This window comes from Allobosea sp. (assembly GCF_017308075.1).
Classification (GTDB): Bacteria; Pseudomonadota; Alphaproteobacteria; order Rhizobiales; family Beijerinckiaceae; genus Allobosea.
Genome location: NZ_JAFKFX010000032.1, coordinates 146,806 through 168,959, shown reverse-complemented (window position 1 = coordinate 168,959; position 22,154 = coordinate 146,806). Strand labels below are relative to the sequence as shown.

The following is a 22,154-nucleotide window of genomic DNA, read 5'->3' as shown; positions in this document are numbered from 1 at the left end:
CGGTTCAGACTGCCGGCCTCGGCCCTGCTCCACGATGAACCTCGACGAACAGCGCGCCCTGATGCGCTCGGGGCAGATGTATGACGATCACACCCAGGAGCTGATCGCGGCCCGCGCCCGTGCCGTCGGGATGACCGACGCCTATAACCGCAGCTTCGGCCAGCCGGCCGCGGAACGCGAGGCGTTGCTGCGCACCTTTCTGCGCGAGGTCGGCGACGGCGCGCTTTTCGAGCCGAACTTCCGCTGCGAGTTCGGTTTCAACATCTCGATCGGCCGCAGCTTCTACGCCAATTTCGACTGCGTCATGCTCGACGGCGCCGAGATCACCATCGGCGACAACGTCCTGCTCGGGCCGCGCGTCGGCATCTATACCGCCAACCACGCCATCGACCCGGCCGAGCGCGTCGCCGGTGGCTGCTATGCCAGGCGGGTCAGCATCGGCAACCGGGTCTGGATCGGCGGCGGCGTCCAGATCAACCAGGGCGTCAGCATCGGCAACGACAGCATCATCGGTGCAGGCAGCGTGGTGACGCGCGACATCCCCGCCGGCGTGATCGCGGCCGGCGTGCCCTGCAAGGTACTGCGCGAGATCACCGAGGCGGACAAGACCGGCTTTCGCCCGTTACGCGGCTGAGAGCCGCGGTCGCTGCGCCGCTTCCAGGCATCGTGAATTGCAGTCCCTGGCGGCATTCGCTAACGCTCCGGCATGACACGCCGCGCCTTCCTCGCCATCGCTGCCCTGCTCCTGCTGCCGCCTCTCGGCCAGGCCCAGGCGCCCGCTCCCTCGCTTTCGGTCCGCGAGGCGCATGAGGCCGCGCAGGCGGGGCGCGTCGTCCTCGTCGACATCCGCACGCCCGAGGAATGGGCCGATACCGGCCTTCCCGAGGGCGCGATCCGGCTCGACATGGAGGGCGCCGGCTTCGAAGCCCGCCTCGCCGGCGTGAAGCTCGACAATCCCGGCAAGACGATCGCGCTGATCTGCCGGACCGGCAACCGCTCGTCCAGCCTGCAGCGCAAGCTCGCCGGCCGCGGCTGGCGCGATGTCGTCGACGTCCGCGGCGGTCTACTCGGCAATCCCCGGGACAAGGGCTGGCTCAGCGAGAACCTGCCGGTGAAGGCGTATCCGTAAAGCGCCGGGCGACCTACGCGTGCCGTCCCAGGCGGAGCGAAGCGTCGACCCGGGACGACGACGCTTCCTTTGGTAAAGCCGCGGTCACGGCTTCAGCAAATCCGGCCTTCTTTCCCTCGTGATCTTCTCCGCCTGCTCGCGCCGCCAGCGCGCGATGCGGGCATGGTCGCCCGAGAGCAGCGCCTCTGGCAGGCCCCTGCCCTCCCATTCGCGCGGCCGGGTATAGTGCGGGTATTCGAGCAGCCCGTTCTCGAAGCTCTCCTCCTGCCCGGAGGCCTGCTTGCCCATCACGCCGGGAATCAGCCGCACGCAGGCATCGAGCAGCACCATCGCCGCCATCTCGCCGCCGGAGAGGATGTAGTCGCCGATCGAGATCTCGGTCAGGCCGCGCCCCTCGATGACGCGCTCGTCGACGCCCTCGAAACGCCCACAGACGATGACGACGCCCTCGCCCGCCACGAAATCCCGGACCATGCGCTGGTCGAGCCGGCGCCCGCGCGGCGACATCAGCAGGCGCGGGCGCGGATCGTCGGCAGGGACGGCGGCATCGATCGCCGCCGCCAGCACGTCGCAGCGCAGCACCATGCCGGCACCGCCGCCGGCCGGATTGTCGTCGACATTGCGATGCCGGCCGATGCCGTGATCGCGGATCTGGTGGGTGTCGAGCGACCACAGCCCGCTGCGCAGGCCCTCGCCGGCCAGCGAGGCGCCGAGCGGGCCCGGGAACATGTCGGGATAGAGCGTCAGGATCGAGGCATGGAAGGTCATGGCCTTCTGCTGGCACGAAACGACGGCCGCGTCATCAGCGCGCCACGGCCGTCGCTCCCTTAGCCACGCCTTGCGGCGCGCTATGCGGCCGAGCCCGCCTTGCTGCGCTGACGCCAATGGGCATGCAGCCCCTCGATGTCGGCGCTGGTCAGCAGCGGCATGGCATCGCGCAGATGTGCATCGCTCCAGTCCCACCACGCCATGTCGAGCAGCATCGCGATCCTGGCCTCGTCGAAGCGCTTGCGGATCGGCTTAGCCGGATTGCCGCCGACGATGGCGTAGGGCTCGACATTACGGGTCACCAGCGCCCGCGTCCCGATCACCGCGCCATGGCCGATCGTGATGCCCGGCATGATGATTGCCTCGGAACCGATCCAGACATCGTTGCCGATCACCGTATCGCCCGCCGGCAGATAGCCGTCGCGCGCGCCCGCGAAATGCGGCTGGTCGGGCACATAGTGGAACGGGAAGGTGCTCGCCCATTCGTTCCGGTGGCCCTGATTACCGGCCATGATGAAGGCGGCGCCCGAGCCGATCGAGCAGAAGCTGCCGACGATCAGCCGGTCGGCGCCTTCGTGCGGGAGCAGATAGCGCGCGCAATCGTCGAAGCTGTGCCCGTGATAGTAGCCGGAATAATAGCTGTAGCGCCCGACGCGGATATTGGGATGGCGCACCTGCTCGGTCAGCGGAATGCCCTTGAACGGGCTCTCGAAGTAGTTGGTCATGAGTTGCTGCTCGCAAAGCCGCGCGCTCGTGGAGCGCTGCCGGCTGGAAGACATGGGAAAAGCGGGCGCGCGACCTGGCCGGCGCCCTCCGGTCTTCGTCCCTCGGCTCAGTGGCGCGGGGACGCGATGCAGCTGGTACAGTGTGCCTGCTTCATGATGCCCGACCATAGCCGCCGCTGCGGCCTCGGGGCAAATCCGCGGGGCCGGAGGCAAACCAGCCCGGCATGTCAGGCGAAGCGTAGCGCCGGCAGCCCGTCCAGCGCGGAAAAGTCCGGCACGCTGGCGATGACGTTGTCGAAGCCGGCGAAGGCCTCGGCGTCGAGCATGGTCAGGAGCGCGACCGCGCGCATGCCGGCACGCCGCGCCGCCTCGACGCCGTTCGGTGCATCCTCGAAGACGATGCAGTCGGCCGGATCGACGCCCATCCGCTCGGCGGCGGCGAGGAACATGTCCGGGTGCGGCTTGCCGGGATAGCCCTGGCTCGGCGAGACGATGGTCGCGAAGCGCTCGCGCAAGGAGAGCGTATCAAGGATCAGCGCGATGTTCGGCGGGGCCGCGGCGGTCCCAACCGCCATCGGCACGGCATGGCTGCGAGCCCGGTCAAGCAGGCCGACCAGGCCGTCGATCGGCGCGACATGCGGCCTGTAGGTCTCGCGGTAAAGGCGCTCCTTCTCCTCGGCGAGCCGCTCGAGCTCGGCCGCATCGGCGCCGGGGAAATGCGGGCCGATGATGTCGGAGATCGCCATGCCCGCAGTGCGCGCCGAGAAGGTCGCGCGCTCGAAGGGCAGGCCGTGGCCGCCATACCAGCGCTCCCAGGCATCGTCATGGAAGCGCATATTGTCGACGATGGTGCCGTCCATGTCGAAGATCAGCGCCTTCGCCGGCATGTCACGCAGCATCGTCATCCTCGAACAGGCCGGCCGGCGGCAGCGCCTCGATTCGCTTGCCGGCGACATCGATGCGCGGCGTAAAAGCCTTGGTGAAGGGCATCAGCACCGAGCGGCCATCCGGCGTCTCGATGTCGAGCAGGTCGCCGGCGCCGTAATTGGCGACGGCGGTGACGGTCCCGAGAACGGCCCCGTCGGGGCCGATGACCGAGCAGCCGACGAGATCGGTCTGCAGGAACTCGTCCTCGTCCTCGGGCGCCGGCAGGCGCGAACGCTCGACGAAGAGCTTGACGCCGTTCAGCGTCTCGGCTCCCTCGCGGCTGGTCACGCCCTTGATCTGGGCGACGACCACTTCCTTGGCCGGGCGCAGCGACGAGATCTCGAAGCGCCGACCCTTCTCGTCGGTGAGCGGGCCGTATTCGGCCAGCGCCAGCGGATCGCCGGTGAAGGTCTTGATCCGGACCTCGCCGCGCACGCCATGGGGCGCGCCGACGATGCCGAGCAGCACGAGGGAGTCGTCAGCAGCCACGGCTTACACCACCACGCAAGGACGGCCTCCCCGTCATGCTCGCCCTTGTGGCGAGCATCCACGTCTTGAACATGAACACCGCACGCGACCAGTAAAGCCGTGGATGGTCGGGCCAAGCCCGACCATGACGACCGGCATCGCGGGCCGCGATCGGCATCACGCCTCGGCTTCGGCCGGGGCAGCGTTCTTGGCGGCGTGCTTCTCGGCGCGCTCCTTGGCCTTCTCGCCGGGAACCGCCTTGTTCGGGTTGTTGCGGGCCGGGCGCTTGGCGATGCCGGCGGCATCGAGGAAGCGCAGCACGCGGTCGGTCGGCTGGGCGCCCTTGGCGAGCCAGGCCTTGGCCTTCTCGACGTCGAGCACGACGCGCTCCGGCGAATCCTTCGCCTTCATCGGATCATAGGCGCCGATCTTCTCGATGAAGCGGCCATCGCGCGGCGAGCGAGCGTCGGCGACGACGATGCGGTAATAGGGGCGCTTCTTGGCGCCGCCACGGGTCAGGCGGATCTTCAGGGACATGGTCTTCTTCCTTCAGTCTTGCTTCTTGCTTCACTTGACCGGCCATGAGGCCGGCGTCTCTCCGTCATGCCCGGGCTCGTCCCGAGCATTCACGTCTTGAACACCAGATGCGACCAGCGAAGACGTGGATGCTCGGCACCAAGCCGACCATGACGCCCTGAGCGCAGGCAGGTGAACCTCTCACTTCTTCTTCCCGAACGGGTTGCCGAGGCCGGGCATGCCGCCCAGGCCCGGCAGCTTCGGCATCATGCCGGCAGGCGGGGTGACGCCCTTGGGCAGGCCCGGAAAGCCCCCCGGAGGCAGAGAGGGAAGTCCCCCGCCGGCACCGAGCTGCTTCTGGAGCTCGGCGAGCTGTGCCGGGTCCATCTTCGAGGGATCGGGCATGCCGGCCGGCAGACCGCCCATGCCGCCGCCGAGCCCGAACATCTGGCCGAGCTTGCCGAGCATGCCGCCCTTTTGGCGGGCCATCTGCTTCATCATGTCCGCCATCTGGCGGTGCATCTTGAGCAGCTTGTTGATCGCCTCCGGCGAGGTGCCGGAGCCAGCGGCGATGCGCTTCTTGCGGCTGTTCTTGAGCAGGTCGGGATTCTTGCGCTCGGCCGGCGTCATCGAATTGATGATCGCGATCTGCCGGCCGATGACCTTGTCGTCCATCTTGGCGTTGGCGAGCTGGCTCTTCATCTGCGCCATGCCGGGCATCATGCCCATGAGGCCGCCGAGACCGCCCATCTTCTCCATCTGCTGGAGCTGGGTGCGCAGGTCGGAGAGGTCGAAATTGCCCTTGGCGAGACGCTGCGCCAACGCCTGCGCCTTGTCGGCGTCGACGGTCGCGGCCGCCTTCTCAACCAGGCCGACGATGTCGCCCATGCCGAGGATGCGGTTGGCGACACGCGAGGGATGGAAATCCTCGAGCGCATCGGTCTTCTCGCCGGTGCCGACGAGCTTGATCGGCTTGCCGGTGACGGCGCGCATCGAGAGCGCCGCGCCGCCGCGGCCGTCGCCGTCCATGCGGGTCAGGACGATGCCGGTCAGCCCGACCCGGCCGTCGAAGGCGCGGGCGGTGTTGACCGCGTCCTGGCCGGTCAGAGCGTCGGCAACGAGCAGGACTTCATGGGGATTGGTCGCCGCCTTGACCTCGGCGACCTCGGCCATCAGCGCCTCGTCGAGGGTGACGCGGCCGGCGGTGTCGAGCATGACGACGTCGTAGCCGCCGAGCCGGGCGGCCTCGACCGCGCGCCTCGCGATCTGCACGGCGGACTGGCCGGCGATGATCGGCAGCGTCTCGACGCCGACTTGGCTGCCGAGCACGGCGAGCTGCTCCATCGCGGCCGGACGGCGCGTATCGAGCGAGGCCATCAGGACCCGCTTCTTGTTGCGGTCGGTCAGGCGCTTGGCGATCTTCGCGGTCGAAGTCGTCTTACCGGAGCCTTGGAGACCCACCATCAGGATCGGCACCGGCGGCACGGCGTCGAAAGTGATGCCCTCGCCCTCGCCGCCGAGCGTGTCGATCAGGACGTCGTTGACGATCTTGATGACCTGCTGGCCGGGCGTGACCGACTTCAGCACCTCGGCGCCGACGGCGCGCTCGCGCACCTTGTCGGTGAAGCTGCGGACGACCTCGAGCGCCACGTCGGCCTCGAGGAGCGCGCGGCGAACCTCGCGCAGCGCGGCGTTGACGTCTTCCTCGGTCAGCGAGCCCCTGCGGGTCAGGCCCGAGAGGATGCCGGAGAGTCTGTCGCTCAGCGTGCCGAACATGCGTTCCTGCTTACTGCCTCAATGCCGGCCCGACCAGGCTCAACCCCCAAGCGGTTTCGCGCCCGAGGGCGCAGACGCGCTGTCGGGCGTTGACCTCCGGGCTCATAGGGCTCATGCGAGCGGCCCGGTCGGCGGATGAAGTCTCGTCGATGCGGCGAAACGGATGGCGCCTTAAAGCGGAAGATTGCGGCGAAAGTCAAGCTGAACGCCACAATAGAGCCGCGGCTGCCGGCGGGCGCACGGCGCGCGGGCAGCCCTCTTGTGCCCTGAAACCCGGTTCCGACCCGCCTTCACCTAGGAGACGACATGAAGCTCTTGGCCATCACCGCGACAATGCTGGCGCTGGGCCTGACCCAGGCGCAGGCGCAATCCTGCGAGGGCAATTTCTCGGTGGTCGGCACGCCGATGCTGACCGGCTTGACCTACAAGACCTGGGACAGCATCGCCAGGCGCGCCCCGGCCGCGGTGCTCAAGGACCTCGCCGCCGCCGTCTCGGCCGAGGGCTTCGCCGATATCCGCATCGACAAGGCGACAAGCTCGGTGCTCGCCGTGCAGGAGACCTCCGGCTCCGGCCGCCCGCAGACCTTGCGCATCACCGCCCGCAAGAGCGGCGGCGGCACCCGCGTCGACGCCGCCTTCGTCGTCCAGCAGGGTCAGGTCGCGCCGGAAGCCTATACGCGCGCCGCGCTCTGCCGGGTCATCGCCGGCGGGCGCGGCTGACGCGCTGCGACATTCTCGGGCGCAGCGACATTCTCGCCCGAATCCGGCATTAGGCCGTCCCGCTGCCCGCATGCGGCGGAACGGACAAAGATCGATGAGCATGATGTCACCCTCGGGCGCTGCCCTCCTGGCCGCCCTTTTCCTGGCCGGCTGCGCCGGAAGCCAGCGCGAGACCATCGCGCCGAATGCAAAGCGGCAGGAGCGCCTCGCCGCCGTCAGGCTCGATCCGGCCGAGGCGGTGCGCATCCTCAACGCCCATCGCGCCGAGCGTGGCCTCGGCGCGGTTCGGCTCGACCCGGCCCTGACCACGATGGCCCAGCGCCAGGCCGATGCGATGGCGGCCTCCGACAGCCTCTCGCACACCGCCGCCGGGACCTTCACCGCGCGCGTCCATGCCGCCGGGCTGGACACGGTGCGGGCGGCCGAGAATCTCGGCGCCGGCTATTTCTCGACACAGGAAGCCTTCGAGGGCTGGAAGAAATCCTCCGGCCATGCCGCCAACCTCGTCATGCCGCAGGCGACACGCATGGGCATCGCCCTCGCCAAGAATCCGCAGACCCGCTACGGCGCCTGGTGGACGATCGTGCTCGCCGCCGAGCCGGAAAAGCGCCAGGAACTCTCCGCCGGGCCGCTGGTACCGGCCAGTGGCCGCGGCACCACCACATTCCGCTGGGGGCCGCCGCTCTGAGCGCGGATCGGCGCCCGGCATATCGTCTCTTCCAAGCGTCTTGTCGTCATCCCGGCCGAAGAGAAGCGGAGCGATGGGATTCGGCGCGGCTGTCGCGGCTTGTCCGGGAAGAAGGCAGCGGCTCTCTGACGCTTCGTCAGACCGGCCGAACTGCCCCTTTACAATCCGCCCCGGCTGGTGATGGCTCTCGTCTTTAACGGGAGCCTTTCCTCATGACCTTCGAAACCTGGGCCGCCTTCGCCGCCGCCACCGCCGTCCTGCTCGTCATTCCCGGCCCGACTATCCTTCTGGTGATCTCCTATGCGCTCGGCCAGGGTTGGCGCACCGCCTTCCCGATGGCGGTCGGCGTCGCTCTCGGCGACTTCACCGCGATGACGCTCTCCATGCTCGGCGTCGGCGCCCTGCTCGCGACCTCGGCGACGATCTTCACCGCCCTGAAATGGATCGGCGCCGCCTATCTCATCTATCTCGGCATCAAGCTCTTCCGCGCCGGCGGCAGCCTGAACGCCGAGCCCCGCAAGGACGCGACCTCAGCGTGGAAGATGCTCGGCCATGCCTGGCTGGTGACGGCGCTGAACCCGAAGGGCATCACCTTCTTCGTCGCCTTCCTGCCGCAGTTCCTCGATCCCAAAGCCGATTTCTGGACGCAGATGCTGATCTTCGAGGCGACCTTCATCGGCCTCGCCTTCGCCAATGCGCTCGGCTACGCGCTGATCGCCTCGCGCGCCCGCTCCGTCGTGAGCAATCCGCGCGCCATCGGCCTGTTCAACAAGGCCGGCGGCACCCTGCTGGTCGGAGCCGGGATCGCGACGGTCGCGATGCGCTCCGGCAGCAACTGAGGACCCCATCATGCCTGCACGCGACAGCGCCACGCTCGGCTTCTACGTCGAAGAAGCCGAGACCTATGCGGGGCGCGGGCGGGAAGCCGATCTCGCCCGCATCGAGCGCTTCGCCAGCCTGCTTCCGGCGGGCGGGCAGGTGCTCGAACTCGGCTGCGGCGGCGGGCAGGACAGCGCCGCCCTGTTGGGGCGCGGCCTCGAGGTCACCCCGACCGACGGCTCGCCGGAACTCGCCGCCCAGGCGGCGCTGCGGCTCGGGCGGCCGGTCTCCGTCCTGCTCTTCGAGGACCTTGATGCCAGCGCGGCCTATGACGGCGTCTGGGCCAAGGCCTGCCTGTTGCACGTTCCGCGCACCGCCCTCCCCGCCATCATCGCCAAGGTCCATGCAGCCTTGCGGCCGGGCGGCGCCTTCTATGCCAGCTTCAAGGCCGGCGAAGCGGAAGGGCGCGACCGTTTCGGGCGCTACTACAATTACCCCTCGGCCGAATGGCTGCGCGAAACCTATGGCACTAGCGCCTGGCACAGCCTCGATATGACCGAAGAATCCGGCGGCGGTTATGACGGTCAGCCGACCCGCTGGTTGCACGCCTTCGCGATCAAGAACGCTTGAACGCGGTGCTGCCCCTGCTTTCCGTCCAAGCCTGCGACTTGAAACCATCCGATCGCCGCCCACATCGGCAGTCATGAACCGCCGAAAATTCCTCCGCTTCCTCGGAATCCCCGCCCTCTTTGCCTCCGGTGGCGTCGCCTGGGCTTCCTATCAGCGCTCGCGCAACCCTTATTATCAGGGGCCGGTCAGCGACCATTTCAACGGCCTGACCTTCAGCGACGGGCGGCCGGTGACCAAGGGCTTGCTCGATTTCCTGCGCTGGCAGACCGGGAATCGCGAGAAGGAGGCGTTTCCGGAGCATTTTCCGGCGCCGCCGCAGGACCAGCCCCCGGCAAGCGTCGAAGGCCTGCGCGTCGCCCATCTCGGCCACGCTTCCTTCCTGCTCCAGGCCGCCGGCCTCAACATCCTCATCGACCCCGTCTATTCCGAGCGGGCGAGCCCGTTCTCCTTCTTCGGTCCGAAGCGAGTGAATGCGCCCGGCGTCGCCTTCGCCAACCTGCCGAAGATCGATATCGTCCTGGTCACCCACAACCATTACGACCATCTCGACGTCGACACGCTGGCGCGGCTGCACCAGCGCGACCGGCCGCGCATGATCATGCCGCTCGGCAATGACAGCATCGTCAAGGGCCATGACGCCACGATCCAGGCCGAGGCGCATGACTGGGGCGTGCGCCTTGCGCTGTCCGACAACGTCACCGTGACCTTGGTGCCGAGCTATCACTGGTCGGCGCGCGGTGCCTTCGACCGGCGCATGGCGCTCTGGTGCTCCTTCATCATCGAGACACCGGCCGGCAAGCTCTTCCATATCGGCGACACCGGTTTCCATGACGGCTCGCTCTATCGCGAGCTCGGCGAAAAGCACGGACCCTTCCGCCTCGCTCTGCTGCCGATCGGCGCCTATGAGCCGCGCTGGTTCATGGGCGACAATCATATGAACCCGGAAGAGGCGGTCGAGGTGATGCGCCTCCTGCGCGCCGAGCAGGCGCTCGGCCATCACTGGGGCACCTTCCAGCTCACCGACGAAGGGGTCGGCCGGCCGCCCGAGGCGCTCAAGGTCGCGCTCGGCAAGGCCGGGATGCCGCCGGAGCACTTCAGGGCGATGCAGCCCGGGTTGGTCTGGGAGGTCTGAGCCATCGCCCGCCATGCTCGCCCTTGTGGCGGGCATCCACGTCTCGAACACCGCATCCGACCAGTTAAACGAAGACGCGGATGGTCGGACGGGCCCGACCATGACGGCAAGGCCGTGCGTTACTTCGGCTGCACGTAGACGTTGATCTCGAGATTGGGGTCGCCCGGGTCCTTGAGCTCGCCGACATATTCCTCGAGGAAGGCGTCCTTCACCACGATGTTCTTGGCCTCGAGATAGGCGGTGATCGTCTCATAGGTCGAGTCGATGTCGTCATAGGGCGCCGTATGGACGAAGCGCAGCGAGCGCCCGGTCGGCGACTGGCCAGCCCGCACGCCATTGGCAAGAGCGCCCGACGCTGCTGCATCCGGCGCCCGATCGACCGGCAGCATCGCCTCGAACTTGAAGCCGTTGTCGTCGGTCTCGACGAACAGGGCGAGCGGGCGTCCCGCGATCTTCAGCCCGGCCTTGCCCGCCTCGGCACGCAGCAGGTTGATGCTCTCGGAGAGACGCTGGAAGCCCTGGTCCCAGCTCGCCTGGCCCGGCAAAGCGAGCACCGGCCGGGCGGTGAGCGCGACCTCGTCGACATCGGACGGATCCCCGGGCTTGCCGGCGAGGGTGGCGTTCGGATTTGGCGTGCCTGTCTGCTGCTGCGCCGGCGGCGCCGGCAGCGGATTGGGCAGGGTCGGCGGCGGCTGCACGGGTTGCGGCTCGGCCGGCGCCTGCGGGGCGGGCTGGACCGGCTGCGGCGCCGCGGGAGCCGGTAGGGTCGGCGGCGGCTGGACCGGCTGCGGTTCGGCCGGCGATGTCTGGCCCTGCGCCGGCTGCCCTTGCTGCGCCTGGGCCGACGGGGCGTTCTGCGCCGGCGCGGCCGCTCCGGATGGCGGCGCCAAGGGCGTGCTTTCGACGCCGGCCGGCGGGGCGACCCTGGTCTGGGCCGGCACGGCGACGGGGGTCGTGAGGCAGGCCGCCAGGGCGATCATGCACAGGTTGGAGTGTCGCATCCCGATAGTCCCGACCTGACACGACCGATTCGCGTCGTTGCGCCGCAAGCTACGCCGTTCGTATCGCCAGACAAGAGCCCTACAGGGTGGCGTTTTTTCGACGTCTCGGTCATAGAGCCGCATCATCATGGACATGTGACGACATGAACGCTCTCGCGCATCGCCGGTTCCTCAGGATGAACGGCCTCGGCAACGAGATCACCGTGCTGGACCTGCGCGGAACCAAAACTGTCGTATCGGCAGGCGAGGCGCGTGCCATCGCCGCCGCACCCGGCATGCATTTCGACCAGTTGATGGTCCTGCACGATCCCAGGACGCCCGGAACCGACGCTTTCGTCCGGATCTACAACACCGACGGCTCCGAAGCCGGCGCCTGCGGCAACGGCACGCGCTGCGTCGCCTGGGCGATGATGGCGGATCCGCAAATGGGCGATCCCGCAAAGAAGACGCTCACCCTCGAGACCAAGGGCGGCCTGCTGCCGGCCAGGCGCCTCTCCGACCTCGTCTTCACCGTCGACATGGGCGAGCCACGTCTCGCCTGGGACGAGATCCCGCTCGCCGAGCCCTTCCACGACACCAGCGGCTTCGAATTGCAGATCGGTCCGATCGACGCGCCGGTCCTGCACACGCCGGGTGCCGTCAACATGGGCAACCCTCACGCCGTCTTCTTCGTCGACGATCCCTATCGCTTCAATCTCGAGCAGATCGGCCCGCTGCTCGAGAACCATCCGATCTTCCCCGACCGCGCCAATATCGGCCTCGCCGCCGTCAAGGCGCCCGACCATATCGTGCTGCGCGTCTGGGAGCGCGGTGCCGGCATCACCCGGGCCTGCGGCTCCGGCGCCTGCGCGGCCCTGGTGGCCGCCGTCCGGCGCGAACTCAGCGACCGCAAGGCCACCGTCAGCCTGCCCGGCGGCGATCTCGTCATCGAATGGCGCGAGAGCGACGGCCATGTCCTGATGACCGGGCCGGTCGAGCTCGAGCGCGAAGGCGTGCTGGAGCCGGCGCTGTTCGCCGCCTGAGATGCCGATCGAGACCCTCACCTTCGGCTGCCGCCTCAACCTCGTCGAGAGCGAGGCGATGCAGGCGCGGGCCGAGGCGGCCGGCTTGCGCGACATCGCCATCGTCAATAGCTGCGCCGTCACGGCCGAGGCTGTCCGCCAGGCCAGCCAGGCGATCCGCAGGCTGGGGCGTGAACAGCCGGACCGGCCGGTGATCGTCTCGGGCTGCGCGGCGCAGATCGAGCCGGCACGCTTCGCCGCCATGCCGGAAGTCGCTGCGGTGCTCGGCAATGCCGAGAAGCTCGAGCCTGAGAACTGGCGCCGGCTCGCCGCCTCGAACAGTCTGCGGGGTGGTGCCGTCCGGGCTCCCGAGGAGAAGCTGCAGGTCGGCGACATCATGCAGGCGCGCGGGGCCGCACCGCAGCGCACGCGGCCGCTTGCCGAGCACACGCGCGGCTTCCTGCAAGTGCAGAATGGCTGCGACCATCGCTGCACTTTCTGCGTCATCCCGCTCGGCCGCGGCAATGCCCGCTCTTCCACGATCGAAGCGGTCATCGCCCAGGGACGGGCGCTCGTCGCCGAAGGCGCGCGCGAGATCGTGCTGACCGGCGTCGATTTGACCAGCTATGGCCGGGAGCGGCCGGGCACGCCTTCGCTCGGCGCCCTCGTCCGCAGCCTTCTGGCGGCGCTGCCCGAGCTGCCGCGTCTGCGCCTGTCCTCGCTCGACGCGGTCGAGATCGACGATGAGCTGCGCGATCTCGTCGCGACCGAGCCGCGGCTGATGCCGCATCTGCATCTTTCCCTGCAATCGGGCGACGACCTCATCCTGAAGCGCATGAAGCGCCGCCACGGCCGGGCCGATGCCGTCCGGTTCTGCGCCGAGATGCGGGCCCTGCGCCCGGAGATCGTCTTCGGCGCCGACCTGATCGCCGGTTTCCCGACCGAAGAGGAGGCGATGTTTTCCCGCACCCTCGCTTTGATCGAGGAATGCGGCCTGTCCTATGTCCACGGCTTTCCGTTCTCCGCCCGGCCCGGGACGCCGGCGGCCCGCATGCCGCAGCTTCCCGGCGAGATCGTACGCGAGCGGGCCCAGCGCCTGCGCGATGCGGCGCAAGCCGCCCACCAGCGCCATCTGGAGGCCAGGATCGGCCGCAGGCTCGCCGTCCTGACCGAGCGCGGGGACAGCGGCCGCGCCGAGGACTTCACCCTGGTCCGCTTCGGTCACCATGTTCCGGCAGGTCGGATTCTGCCGGTCACGGCCACCTCATGCGGCGACAAGGCGCTGCTCGCAGCTTGACGCACCACCCGCTTGCCCTTCATGCAACGGCAGACGGCGCAAACGTCTCGCCCATGTCGCAATCCGGACCCAAGCCTCACGCCATGATCGACCGCTTCCGCAAGACCGCCCTCCTCGCCGCGCTCCCGCTCGCCCTCGCCTGGACTTCAGCCAGCGCCCAGTCCTATGGCGACGCGGCCTCGGGCCTTTCCGTGTCTCCGCCCAAGCCCTTCGTCGGCAAGGCCGGCAAGCCGCATCCGCAGTTCGACGTCACCATCGACATCGATTCGAGCACCGGCACGCCCAAGGCGGTCAATGCCGATGGCCGGCTCTGCACGCTCGGCTTCAAGCCCGCCGCCCAGAACGCCGCCCTCAACCGCGAGGCCATCAATGCCCAGATGGCCAAGCCGGAATGGCAGAAGCTCTATCGCGACATGTTCGAGACGATCGGTACCGTCTCCGATCTGAAACTGTTCGAGCACCAGGGCTTCAGCGGCATCGAGCTGATCGTGACGCCGAAGGCCGGCCCCAATGCCGAAAATGTGCGGATGTTCACCTCGACGCTCGAGACGCCCAAGGGTCGCACGGCGCTGATCTGCGTCACCGACAAGGCGGGGCTCGCCTCCGCGCTGACGCAGTTCAAGGCGCTGCGGGCGACGATCCACGCGCCCGAATGACCGGCACCCCGGCTGGGGCGCCGCGCCTCAGCCCTTTTTCGCCGAGGCGGCGACCTCTTCGCGCAGCGCCCGGCGCAGCACCTTGCCGACATTGGTCTTCGGCAAGCTGTCGCGGAAGATGATCTGCCTGGGCACCTTGTAGCCGGTCAGGCTGTCCTTGCAGAAGCCGCGCAATGCCTCGGCCGTCAGCGCCGGATCCTTCTTCACCACGAAGGCGGCGACGGATTCGCCGGAATGCTCGTCGGGCAGGCCGATCACCGCCGCTTCGAGCACGCCCGGATGGGCCGCAAGCACGTCCTCGACCTCGTTCGGATAGACGTTGAAGCCCGAGACCAGGATCATGTCTTTCATCCGGTCGACGATCTTGACCTGGCCGTCGGGCAGCATGATGCCGATGTCCCCCGAGCGGAAATAGCCGTCCGGCGTCATCACCTTGGCCGTCTCGTCCGGCCGCTTCCAATAGCCTGACATCACCTGCGGCCCGCGAATGCAGATCTCGCCGGGTTCGCCCAGCGGCGTCTCGTTGCCGTCGGCATTGCGGATCACGATGTCGGTCGAGGGCAGCGGGAAACCGATCGTACCGGTGAACTCGCTGATGTCGGGCCGGTTGACCGAGGCCATCGGCGAAGTCTCGGAAAGGCCATAGCCCTCGATGATCGGCTTGCCGGTCACCTCGCGCCAGCGCTTGGCGACGATCGCTTGCGTCGCCATGCCGCCGGCGACCGAGAAGCGCAGCTCCGAGAAATCGACCTTGCCGATGTCGGGATGGTTGCCGAGCGCGTTGTAGAGGGTATTGACCCCGGAAAAGAGCGTGAACCGGCTCGCCTTAAGCGTCTTGATGAAGCCGGCGATGTCGCGCGGATTGGCGATCAGCAGCCCCTTGGCGCCGATGCGCAGCATGAACAGGCAGCAGCAGGTCAGCGCGAAGATGTGGTAGAGCGGCAGCGCCGTGACCATGACGTGCTGGTAGTCGCTGCGTCCGAGCGGTGGCTCGATCGCCCAGCCCAGCCAGAGCCGGGCCTGCTCGACATTGGCCGCGACGTTCCGGTGGGTCAGCATCGCGCCCTTGGCGACACCGGTGGTGCCGCCGGTATATTGCAGGAAGGCGATGTCGTCGGGCACCACGGTGACCGGCGCCATGGTGGCGGGACCGGCCAGGATCTCCTTGAGCTGGAAAGAGCCCGGCAAGGTGAAAGGCTTCACCACCTTCTTGATCTTGCGAGCGACGAAATTGACGATTGTGCCCTTGAAGCCCATCAGGTCGCCGGCCGTCGCCACGACGATCGCGTCGAGTTTCAGATGCGGGCGCGCCTCCTCGACGACATGCGCGAAATTCTCGATCACCACCAGGGCGCGGGCGCCCGAATCGGTCAGCTGATGCGTCAGCTCGCGCGCCGTGTAGAGCGGATTGACGTTGACGACGGTGTAGCCGCCGAGCAGTGCGCCGAAGATCGTCGCCGGATAAGCGAGGATGTTCGGCATCATCAGCGCGATCCGGTCGCCCTTCCGGAAGCCCTGCCCCTGCAGCCAGGCGCAGAATGCCCGCGCCGCACGCCCGATCTCGGCATAGGTCAGATTCTTGCCGAAGCTCTCGAAGGCCTCGCGCTGCGGATAGCGCTCGCAGGCCAGGCGGATCAGCTCGGCCAGGGTCCCTGGCGCGGCCGGATCGATTTCGGCCGGCACCGCTGCCGGATAATGGGCCAGCCAGGGCCGCAGGTCCGAACCGGTGCCCGCGGCGGTCATCGCGCTCATCATCGTCCTCCCTTACCGCTCCTTACCCTGTCGCCGGGCTTGCGGAGCTCTCCCGAGGCGGCTCGCCCAGCCATTTCGGCGGCGGAAAACCGTCTCTTCTCATGGCCTTGCTACACTGCGAAATGCTTGCGGCGGGTGCAAGCACCCGCCGCGGCCTCGCCACAGATAGTTTATGTATAAACTTATTCGCCGCAACCGGATTATCGCGCCTGCGCCATGGCCTGCGCCGCGACCACCGCATCGGCCGGTTTGCCGGCGAGTTCGGCGAGATGGTCGAAGCGGGCGCTGAACGAGCCGACGCCGGACGTCGCCGAGCGCAGCTCGACGATCAGCCCCGCCATTTCCGCCTCCGGCACCTGGGCATTGATCTGGTCCCAGCCACGCCAGCCCGGCCGGGCGTCATAGCCGACGATCTGCCCCCGCCGCGCCGAGACCAACGCCGAGGCGCGCGACATCGCATCCGAGGGGATGACGATCTCGACCGCCAGGATCGGCTCGAGCAGCACCGGCTTCGCCTGCGGGCAGGCCTCGCTCATCGCGATGCGGGCCGCCTGGCGGAACGCCATGTCGGAGGAATCGACGGTGTGATAGGAGCCGTCGGTCAGGGTCACCTCGATATCGACCAGCGGAAAGCCGAGCGGCCCGCGCTGGCAGAAATCGCGCACTCCGGCCTCGACCGAGGAGATGTACTGGCGCGGCACGACCCCACCGGTGATCCGGTCGACGAAGCGGACACCCTCGCCGCGCGGCAGCGGCGCGACCTCCAATACGACGTCGCCGAACTGGCCATGGCCACCGCTCTGCTTGCGATGCCGGCCCCGCGCGCTCGCCTTGCCACGAATGCTCTCGCGATAGCCGACTTCCGTGGCAGCACTCTCGACGGAGACGCCATAGCGTCCCGAGAGCCGTTCCAGCGCGACCCGCAAATGCATCTCGCCCTGGCCGGAAAGACGCATCTCGCCGAACTCGGAGAGATGCTGCAGGCTCAGCCCCGTATCCTCCTCGATCAGCCGGGCCAGGGCCGCGGCCAGCCGGACATCGTCCTTGCGCTCCTTCACCGTCACTGCCAGCGCATGCACCGGCTCGGGTGGCGCAACCGCGCTGATCGCGTCCGGCCTGACCTTGCCGGCGGCGATCGCATCGCCGGTGCGCACGCCTTCGAGCCGCGAGAACGCCGCGACCTCACCCTCCTCGGCCGCCTGCAGGCGCGACTGCTCGGCCCCCTTCAGCTCGAGCACGCCGCCGATCCGGGCCTCGTTGCCGGCCGAGGACGTCACCATGTCCCCCTCGGAAAGCCGGCCGCGCAGCACGCGGGCGAGCGAGAGTTTACCGCCCTGGCCGGAATGCCAGGTCTTCATCACCAGGCCGAGCGCCGCACCGCCTTCGACCACCCCGATGCGACCACGCGTCGTCTCCAGCCCCGGCGCCTCGTGCCGGAGCGCCTTGAGCAGGCGGGTCACGCCATTGCCACGCTCCGCCGCGCCGATCAGCACCGGCACGACATGGCGTTCCCGGAGCTCGCGGGCGAGATCGTCGAAGATCAGGTCGCGCGGCGGCTCGATGTCGCCGAGCAGATCCTCCATCAGGGTGTCGTCGTAATCGGCGAGCTTTTCGAGCATCGAGAAGCGGGCGTCACGTTCCCGTTCGATCTCTTCGGCTGCGAGCGGCACCACCTCGCTCGGCGCATGCTCGCGGTAGACGAAGGCGCGCTCCAGAGCCAGGTCGATGAAGCCGACCGCAATGCCGTTGCGCCAGATCGGGATCTGCCGCAGCAGCAGCGGCGTGCGCGAGGCGCGCTGCAGCAGCGCAAGCGTCTCGCGGACCCGGCGCGTCGCGGTGTCGATCTTGTTCAGGAACAGGAAGCGCGGGATGTCGGCTTCCTCGAGCTCGCGCAGCACCAGTTCCAGCGCGGGCGCCTTGCGATCATCCGCCTCGCAGACCACGACCGCGGCATCGACCGCCGTCAGGACATGGCGCATTTCGTGCAGGAACTCGACCGAGCCGGGACAGTCGACGAAGGTGAAGCGTTCACCGAGGAAATCGACGGTAGCGACGTTCGGCTCCGTGCTCATCTGATGGGCGCGGGCCTCTGTCGAGGCGTCGCCGACGCTGTTGCGGGTTTTGACCGAGCCAGCGCGCGAGACGGCGCCGCAGCGTTCCAGGATGCTTTCGAACAGGCTGGTCTTGCCGCTCTGGAAGGGGCCGACGATGGCGATGCATCGTGGCCCCCTGGCTCTGACCCCGGACGAAGTTCCTCCATTGGCGGGAGCCGCAGCCATGTCGTCCTCCTTCGGTTATGGCCGCGTGAGGGCATCAAGGCCGAAGGCCCCCGCTCCCGGCGGCGGAAAACCGGCGGGACCGGAAAGCGCCCACGCCGGGAAGGCGGCGGTCGCTCGGGCCCGACAGGGTCGGGCGGCCGTCGAAGAGGGATGTCGAGCCGAAGGTTCGCGCCGAATGCGGGCGCGCGCAAGGAGAATGTTGTCGCGGCTGCTAGCTCGCGGCTCAGCGGTTGCGTCGCTGCCCGCGCAGGGTCGGCAGGCCGATGCCGACCGCGTCGAAGCCGCCATCGACGGCGAGCACCTGGCCGGTGATGTAACTCGCCTTGTCGCTGCACAGGAAGAAGATCGCCTCGGCGAGCTCCTCCTCCAGCCCGTAGCGGGCGAGCGGGATCGCGTCGTGATAGTCGGCGCGGATCTCCGGCGAATGCACCGCCTTGGCCATGGCGGTCTCGACCGGGCCGGGCGCGACCGCGTTGACGCGAATGCCGAGCCCGGCGAGCTCTGCCGCCTGCTGCTTGGTGAGATGGGCGAGCGCCGCCTTGCTGGTGCCGTAGGCGACCCGCAGCGTCGAGGCCCGCAGGCCCGAGATCGAGGTGATGTTGACGATCGCACCGCCGCCATTGTCGGCCATCGCCGGAGCGGCGGCCTGGGTGGTCAGGAACGGCCCGGTCAGGTTGACGTCGAGCACGCGCTGCCATTCCTGATGGGTGGTCTCGAGCAATGGCTTGAACACCGCCGTCCCGGCATTGTTGACGAGGGCGTCGAGCCGGTCGAAGCGCTCGACCGTCGCGTCGACAGCCGCCGCGACCCCGGCGGGATCAGCAACGTCGCAGACCAGCGACAGCGTCACCGTCGGCGCATCGAGCTGCGCCATCGCTTCGCCGAGGCCATGCGCGTCGATGTCGAGCAGGGCGACGCGCCAGTTGTCGGCGAGGAAGCGCTTGACCGTCGCCAGCCCGATGCCGCGCGCCGCGCCGGTGACGAGAACGGTCCTGATCGAGCTATCCGACATTTCACTGAACTCCGGACGACGGGCCTTTCGCCCTCCTTACAACCGGCGAGCGCCGGCCGGAAGCGTGTGCGCCGGTTGCCGGCGCTGCAATCAGCGGAAAGCGGCTGCGATCAGGAAGAGCCCCGAGAACAGCATCATGCCGTCGAGCAGGAGCTGGAAGGTCCCCCGGTCCATGCGCATCACCAGCGCCTTGCCGGCGAAGGTGCCAAGCATCAGCGAGGCCCCGACGATCAGTCCCTTGGCGAAGATGGCGAGCGGCATCGCGCCGAGCGAGCGGAAGGTCGCGACCTTGGTGACGTAGATGAACAGCGAGGTCGCGGCCTCGGTCGAGAGCAGCGCCCCCTTGGTCAGCCCATAGGCCATGAAGGCGGGGATGCTGAGCGGGCCGGTCGAGAGCACGAGCCCGGTCAAGAAGCCGATCACGGCTCCAGCCAAGCCGAGCTGCCCGAGCGAGAGCCTGATCCGCCGCGCCTCGAGCCAACGCCGGCCGGGAATCATCGCGAGGAAGAACAGGCCGAGCCCGATATCGATCGCGGCCGAGGGTAGGCGCAGCAGCGTGCTCGCGCCCAGCATCGCCGCCGGAATGCCGGGCAGCGCATAGGCCAGGAAGGCGCGCCAGTCGACCTCGCGCCACCAGGCGAGGACACGCGCGAGATTCGCCATCACCGCAGCAACGGCCATGATCGGCACCGCCTGCTTCGGCCCGAAGGACCAGACCAGCACCGGCAGCAGCATGATCGACGAACCGGTCCCGACCACGCCGCTGACGACGCCGGCAACCAGCCCGACCAGCAGCGTGAACAGGGAGGCGTAGCTCACGATATCCGCCACTCTGCTCTACCCCGTCGCACCGCCACCCGTGGCTCACCGCATCCGATTCTGCTATTCTCGCGCAAGCCCTGTCACAAGCGCGGCCGTTTCATGCCGCCTGCGGCACCGCCGCCATCTCGACAAACCCGCCACGCTCCTGTATGGCCGCGCTCTCAACTGAAAACAGCGAGCCGTAACGCCCGCGCTCAGCGCGAACACGGCCATGGAGAGACCCATGAACATCATCGAGCAGCTCGACCAGGAGCAGATCGCCAAGCTCGCCCAGAGCAAGGAAATCCCGCATTTCCAGCCCGGCGACACCGTGCAGGTCAACGTCAAGGTCAAGGAAGGCGAGCGCAGCCGCGTCCAGGCCTATGAGGGCGTCTGCATCGCCCGCAATGGCGGCGGCCTCAACGAGAGCTTCACCGTCCGCAAGATTTCCTATGGCGAGGGCGTCGAGCGCGTCTTCCCGCTCTATTCGCCGAACCTCGACTCGATCAAGGTCGTCCGCAAGGGCAAGGTTCGCCGCGCCAAGCTGTATTACCTGCGCGATCGTCGCGGCAAGTCGGCCCGTATCGCCGAGCGCGTCGAGGCCAAGGGCACCAAGGGTGCCAAGAACGGCGGCAAGTAAGCCTCGCAGCCTGAAATATGACGGAACGCGGTCCCTCGGGGCCGCGTTTTGCGTTTCAGGGCGTCGCTCGGGGAAGGCCTGCGAGCACCCGCCCTGGCTAGCGCTCGCGCTAGGCGAGGCTCGCCAGCCGCGCGAGCAGGGCTTCGGCATCGGCGGCATTCTGGTAGAGTCCGAAGCCGAGACGCAGACGGTCTCCGCGCAAATCGACGGTGATGCCGGCCTGCCTGAGCTTTTCATGCCAGAGAGCCGCATCGGCATGGCGGAAGGTCAGGAAGTTGCCGCGTGCCGTTTCCTGCAGCGGCACGACGAGATTCTCGAGCGCGAGTACACCGCAGGGCCGCCGCGCCAGCCCGTCGGCAACGATCGCCTGCAGCGCCAGCGCATGGGCATGGATCTGCGCGGCATCGAGCGCATGGCCGTCGAGCCAGTCGAACACCGCACCCATGCGGTAGAGGCCGGATGGATCGAAGGTCGCGCCCATGAAGCGCCAGCCATTCTGCGCATAGCCGATCTCGCCCTGCGGGCCCGCGAGCGCGCCGAACGAAGCGTACCAACCCGTGTCGCGCGGCCGCATGCCGAAGCCCGGCGGGCAATGCATGAAGCAGGCGCCCTCGCCCGACATCGCGTATTTGTAGCCGCCGGCGATGTAGAAGGCCTTGTCGGCGATGCCGGAGAGATCGGTCGGCCGCGCCAGGAAGCCGTGATAGCCGTCGATGACGACGAGGCGACCGGGCGCCGAGACGCCCTCGACCAGCGCGTCCAGATTCGTCAGCGCATAGCCGGAATTGAACTGGACCTGGCTGACGAAGACCATGTCGATGCCGGCATCGGCTCTTGCCGCTGCGACCAGCCGCTCCGGCAAGCTCGCGAAGGGCTCGGCCGGCACCGCGACGAGTTCGACCAGCCCGTCTTCGGCGAGCCGCTCCACCTGCCGGCGGAAGGAGTGGAACTCGGCATCGCTCGTCAGGATGCGGGGCTTGCGTTCGCGCGGCAGGCAGGAAAGCAGCCGGTTGACGAATTCATGCGTGTTGCTCGCCGGCACGAGCCCGTCGGTTCCCGGCAGGTTCAGATGCTTCGCGATGCCTTGCGCGACACGCTGCCAGACCGGGCCGAGCACCTCTTCCCATTTGCCGTCGACCAGCCGGGCCGCGTCGTCCCAGCAGCGCAAATGGGCGGCGCGCGTGGCGTCCGGCCAGAAATGATGGCTGTGCGCCGCGAAATGCAGCCGCTCCGGCCAGTTCTGGCGAAAGCGCGAGAACTCCGTAGCAAGGTCGAAGGGCGGAGCACCTGTCTCCGGCGTCGCCACCGCAGCAATCTCACCGGAAACCGTCATCGCAACCTCGCCGCAGCTTGTCCGCCCGTCGAAATACTTTAAACTTAAAATATCCGGCCCCCACCTTGCGTCAAGGCGCCGGAT

The 22,154-nt window shown here is 68.3% G+C and carries 23 protein-coding genes; 11 read left to right on the top strand and 12 right to left on the bottom strand.

The window, feature by feature from the left end:
• Positions 1–34: 34 nt before the first annotated feature.
• Both J0J10_RS15500 and J0J10_RS15495 read left to right on the top strand, forming a co-directional pair.
• On the top strand, positions 35–634 hold the full coding sequence (locus J0J10_RS15500) for a sugar O-acetyltransferase (RefSeq protein WP_291647320.1): 600 nt from the start codon (positions 35–37) through the stop codon (positions 632–634).
• A gap of 72 nt (positions 635–706) precedes the next feature.
• Entirely contained in the window at positions 707–1,129 is a 423-nt protein-coding gene (locus tag J0J10_RS15495) for a rhodanese-like domain-containing protein (protein ID WP_291647319.1), read from the top strand.
• A gap of 84 nt (positions 1,130–1,213) precedes the next feature.
• Here the strand turns inward: J0J10_RS15495 and trmD are convergent, their stop codons facing one another.
• The 6 genes from trmD to ffh form a co-directional block, all read right to left on the bottom strand.
• On the bottom strand, positions 1,214–1,897 hold the full coding sequence (gene trmD, locus J0J10_RS15490; protein ID WP_291647318.1) for a tRNA (guanosine(37)-N1)-methyltransferase TrmD: 684 nt from the start codon (positions 1,895–1,897) through the stop codon (positions 1,214–1,216).
• An 80-nt stretch (positions 1,898–1,977) separates the two neighbouring features.
• On the bottom strand, positions 1,978–2,622 hold the full coding sequence (gene catB / locus J0J10_RS15485) for a type B chloramphenicol O-acetyltransferase (protein ID WP_291647317.1): 645 nt from the start codon (positions 2,620–2,622) through the stop codon (positions 1,978–1,980).
• Between the two features lie 227 nt (positions 2,623–2,849).
• Entirely contained in the window at positions 2,850–3,521 is a 672-nt protein-coding gene (locus J0J10_RS15480; protein WP_291647316.1) for an HAD family hydrolase, read from the bottom strand.
• Positions 3,511–4,038 carry a ribosome maturation factor RimM gene (rimM, locus tag J0J10_RS15475; protein WP_291638831.1) on the bottom strand — a complete coding sequence of 176 codons (528 nt, stop codon included), beginning with the start codon at positions 4,036–4,038 and terminating at the stop codon, positions 3,511–3,513. Before rimM ends, J0J10_RS15480 begins: the two co-directional genes overlap by 11 nt.
• Before the next feature lie 156 nt (positions 4,039–4,194).
• On the bottom strand, positions 4,195–4,554 hold the full coding sequence (gene rpsP / locus J0J10_RS15470) for a 30S ribosomal protein S16 (RefSeq protein WP_291638830.1): 360 nt from the start codon (positions 4,552–4,554) through the stop codon (positions 4,195–4,197).
• A 180-nt stretch (positions 4,555–4,734) separates the two neighbouring features.
• Positions 4,735–6,309 carry a signal recognition particle protein gene (ffh, locus tag J0J10_RS15465; protein ID WP_291647315.1) on the bottom strand — a complete coding sequence of 525 codons (1,575 nt, stop codon included), beginning with the start codon at positions 6,307–6,309 and terminating at the stop codon, positions 4,735–4,737.
• A 306-nt stretch (positions 6,310–6,615) separates the two neighbouring features.
• Between ffh and J0J10_RS15460 the strand changes: the two genes are divergently transcribed.
• The 5 genes from J0J10_RS15460 to J0J10_RS15440 all read left to right on the top strand — a co-directional run bounded on the left by J0J10_RS15460 (position 6,616) and on the right by J0J10_RS15440 (position 10,298).
• Positions 6,616–7,029 (top strand): hypothetical protein, encoded by a 414-nt coding sequence (locus J0J10_RS15460; RefSeq protein ID WP_291647314.1) that lies wholly within the window; start codon positions 6,616–6,618, stop codon positions 7,027–7,029.
• A gap of 94 nt (positions 7,030–7,123) precedes the next feature.
• Positions 7,124–7,717 (top strand): CAP domain-containing protein, encoded by a 594-nt coding sequence (locus tag J0J10_RS15455; RefSeq protein ID WP_291647313.1) that lies wholly within the window; start codon positions 7,124–7,126, stop codon positions 7,715–7,717.
• A 212-nt stretch (positions 7,718–7,929) separates the two neighbouring features.
• Positions 7,930–8,556, top strand: a complete 627-nt coding sequence (locus J0J10_RS15450; RefSeq protein WP_291647312.1) for a LysE family translocator — start codon at positions 7,930–7,932, stop codon at positions 8,554–8,556.
• Between the two features lie 10 nt (positions 8,557–8,566).
• Positions 8,567–9,166: a class I SAM-dependent methyltransferase gene (locus tag J0J10_RS15445; protein WP_291647311.1), complete on the top strand. Its 600-nt coding sequence runs from the start codon at positions 8,567–8,569 to the stop codon at positions 9,164–9,166.
• A 73-nt stretch (positions 9,167–9,239) separates the two neighbouring features.
• Complete coding sequence (locus J0J10_RS15440) at positions 9,240–10,298, top strand: MBL fold metallo-hydrolase (RefSeq protein ID WP_291647310.1); 1,059 nt, start codon at positions 9,240–9,242, stop codon at positions 10,296–10,298.
• Positions 10,299–10,417: 119 nt separating this feature from the next.
• Here J0J10_RS15440 and J0J10_RS15435 read toward each other — a convergent pair whose 3' ends face one another.
• A complete protein-coding gene (locus tag J0J10_RS15435) occupies positions 10,418–11,299 on the bottom strand; it encodes a GyrI-like domain-containing protein (protein WP_291647309.1) in 882 nt (293 codons plus the stop codon).
• Between the two features lie 143 nt (positions 11,300–11,442).
• On the opposite strand from J0J10_RS15435, the gene dapF reads away from it, so the two are divergent.
• From dapF to J0J10_RS15420, 3 genes are all read left to right on the top strand, one after another.
• Positions 11,443–12,321, top strand: coding sequence for a diaminopimelate epimerase (gene dapF, locus J0J10_RS15430; protein ID WP_291647308.1), 879 nt, complete (start codon positions 11,443–11,445; stop codon positions 12,319–12,321).
• 1 nt (position 12,322) lies between these two features.
• Positions 12,323–13,597 (top strand): tRNA (N(6)-L-threonylcarbamoyladenosine(37)-C(2))-methylthiotransferase MtaB, encoded by a 1,275-nt coding sequence (gene mtaB / locus J0J10_RS15425; protein ID WP_291647307.1) that lies wholly within the window; start codon positions 12,323–12,325, stop codon positions 13,595–13,597.
• An 83-nt stretch (positions 13,598–13,680) separates the two neighbouring features.
• Complete coding sequence (locus J0J10_RS15420; RefSeq protein ID WP_291638820.1) at positions 13,681–14,253, top strand: hypothetical protein; 573 nt, start codon at positions 13,681–13,683, stop codon at positions 14,251–14,253.
• A 27-nt stretch (positions 14,254–14,280) separates the two neighbouring features.
• Here the strand turns inward: J0J10_RS15420 and J0J10_RS15415 are convergent, their stop codons facing one another.
• From J0J10_RS15415 to J0J10_RS15400, 4 genes are all read right to left on the bottom strand, one after another.
• Complete coding sequence (locus J0J10_RS15415) at positions 14,281–15,996, bottom strand: AMP-binding protein (RefSeq protein ID WP_465247213.1); 1,716 nt, start codon at positions 15,994–15,996, stop codon at positions 14,281–14,283.
• A 209-nt stretch (positions 15,997–16,205) separates the two neighbouring features.
• On the bottom strand, positions 16,206–18,284 hold the full coding sequence (locus tag J0J10_RS15410) for an elongation factor G (protein WP_291647305.1): 2,079 nt from the start codon (positions 18,282–18,284) through the stop codon (positions 16,206–16,208).
• 223 nt (positions 18,285–18,507) lie between these two features.
• Positions 18,508–19,296, bottom strand: a complete 789-nt coding sequence (locus tag J0J10_RS15405; RefSeq protein ID WP_291638817.1) for an SDR family NAD(P)-dependent oxidoreductase — start codon at positions 19,294–19,296, stop codon at positions 18,508–18,510.
• A gap of 90 nt (positions 19,297–19,386) precedes the next feature.
• A complete protein-coding gene (locus tag J0J10_RS15400) occupies positions 19,387–20,115 on the bottom strand; it encodes a sulfite exporter TauE/SafE family protein (protein WP_291647304.1) in 729 nt (242 codons plus the stop codon).
• A gap of 226 nt (positions 20,116–20,341) precedes the next feature.
• On the opposite strand from J0J10_RS15400, the gene rplS reads away from it, so the two are divergent.
• Complete coding sequence (gene rplS, locus J0J10_RS15395) at positions 20,342–20,737, top strand: 50S ribosomal protein L19 (RefSeq protein WP_291638815.1); 396 nt, start codon at positions 20,342–20,344, stop codon at positions 20,735–20,737.
• Positions 20,738–20,846: 109 nt separating this feature from the next.
• On the opposite strand, the gene J0J10_RS15390 is transcribed toward rplS, so the two are convergent.
• The gene (locus J0J10_RS15390; RefSeq protein WP_291647303.1) at positions 20,847–22,070 is read right to left on the bottom strand and encodes an aminotransferase class V-fold PLP-dependent enzyme; all 1,224 of its coding nucleotides are present in this window, start codon (positions 22,068–22,070) and stop codon (positions 20,847–20,849) included.
• Positions 22,071–22,154: the final 84 nt, after the last annotated feature.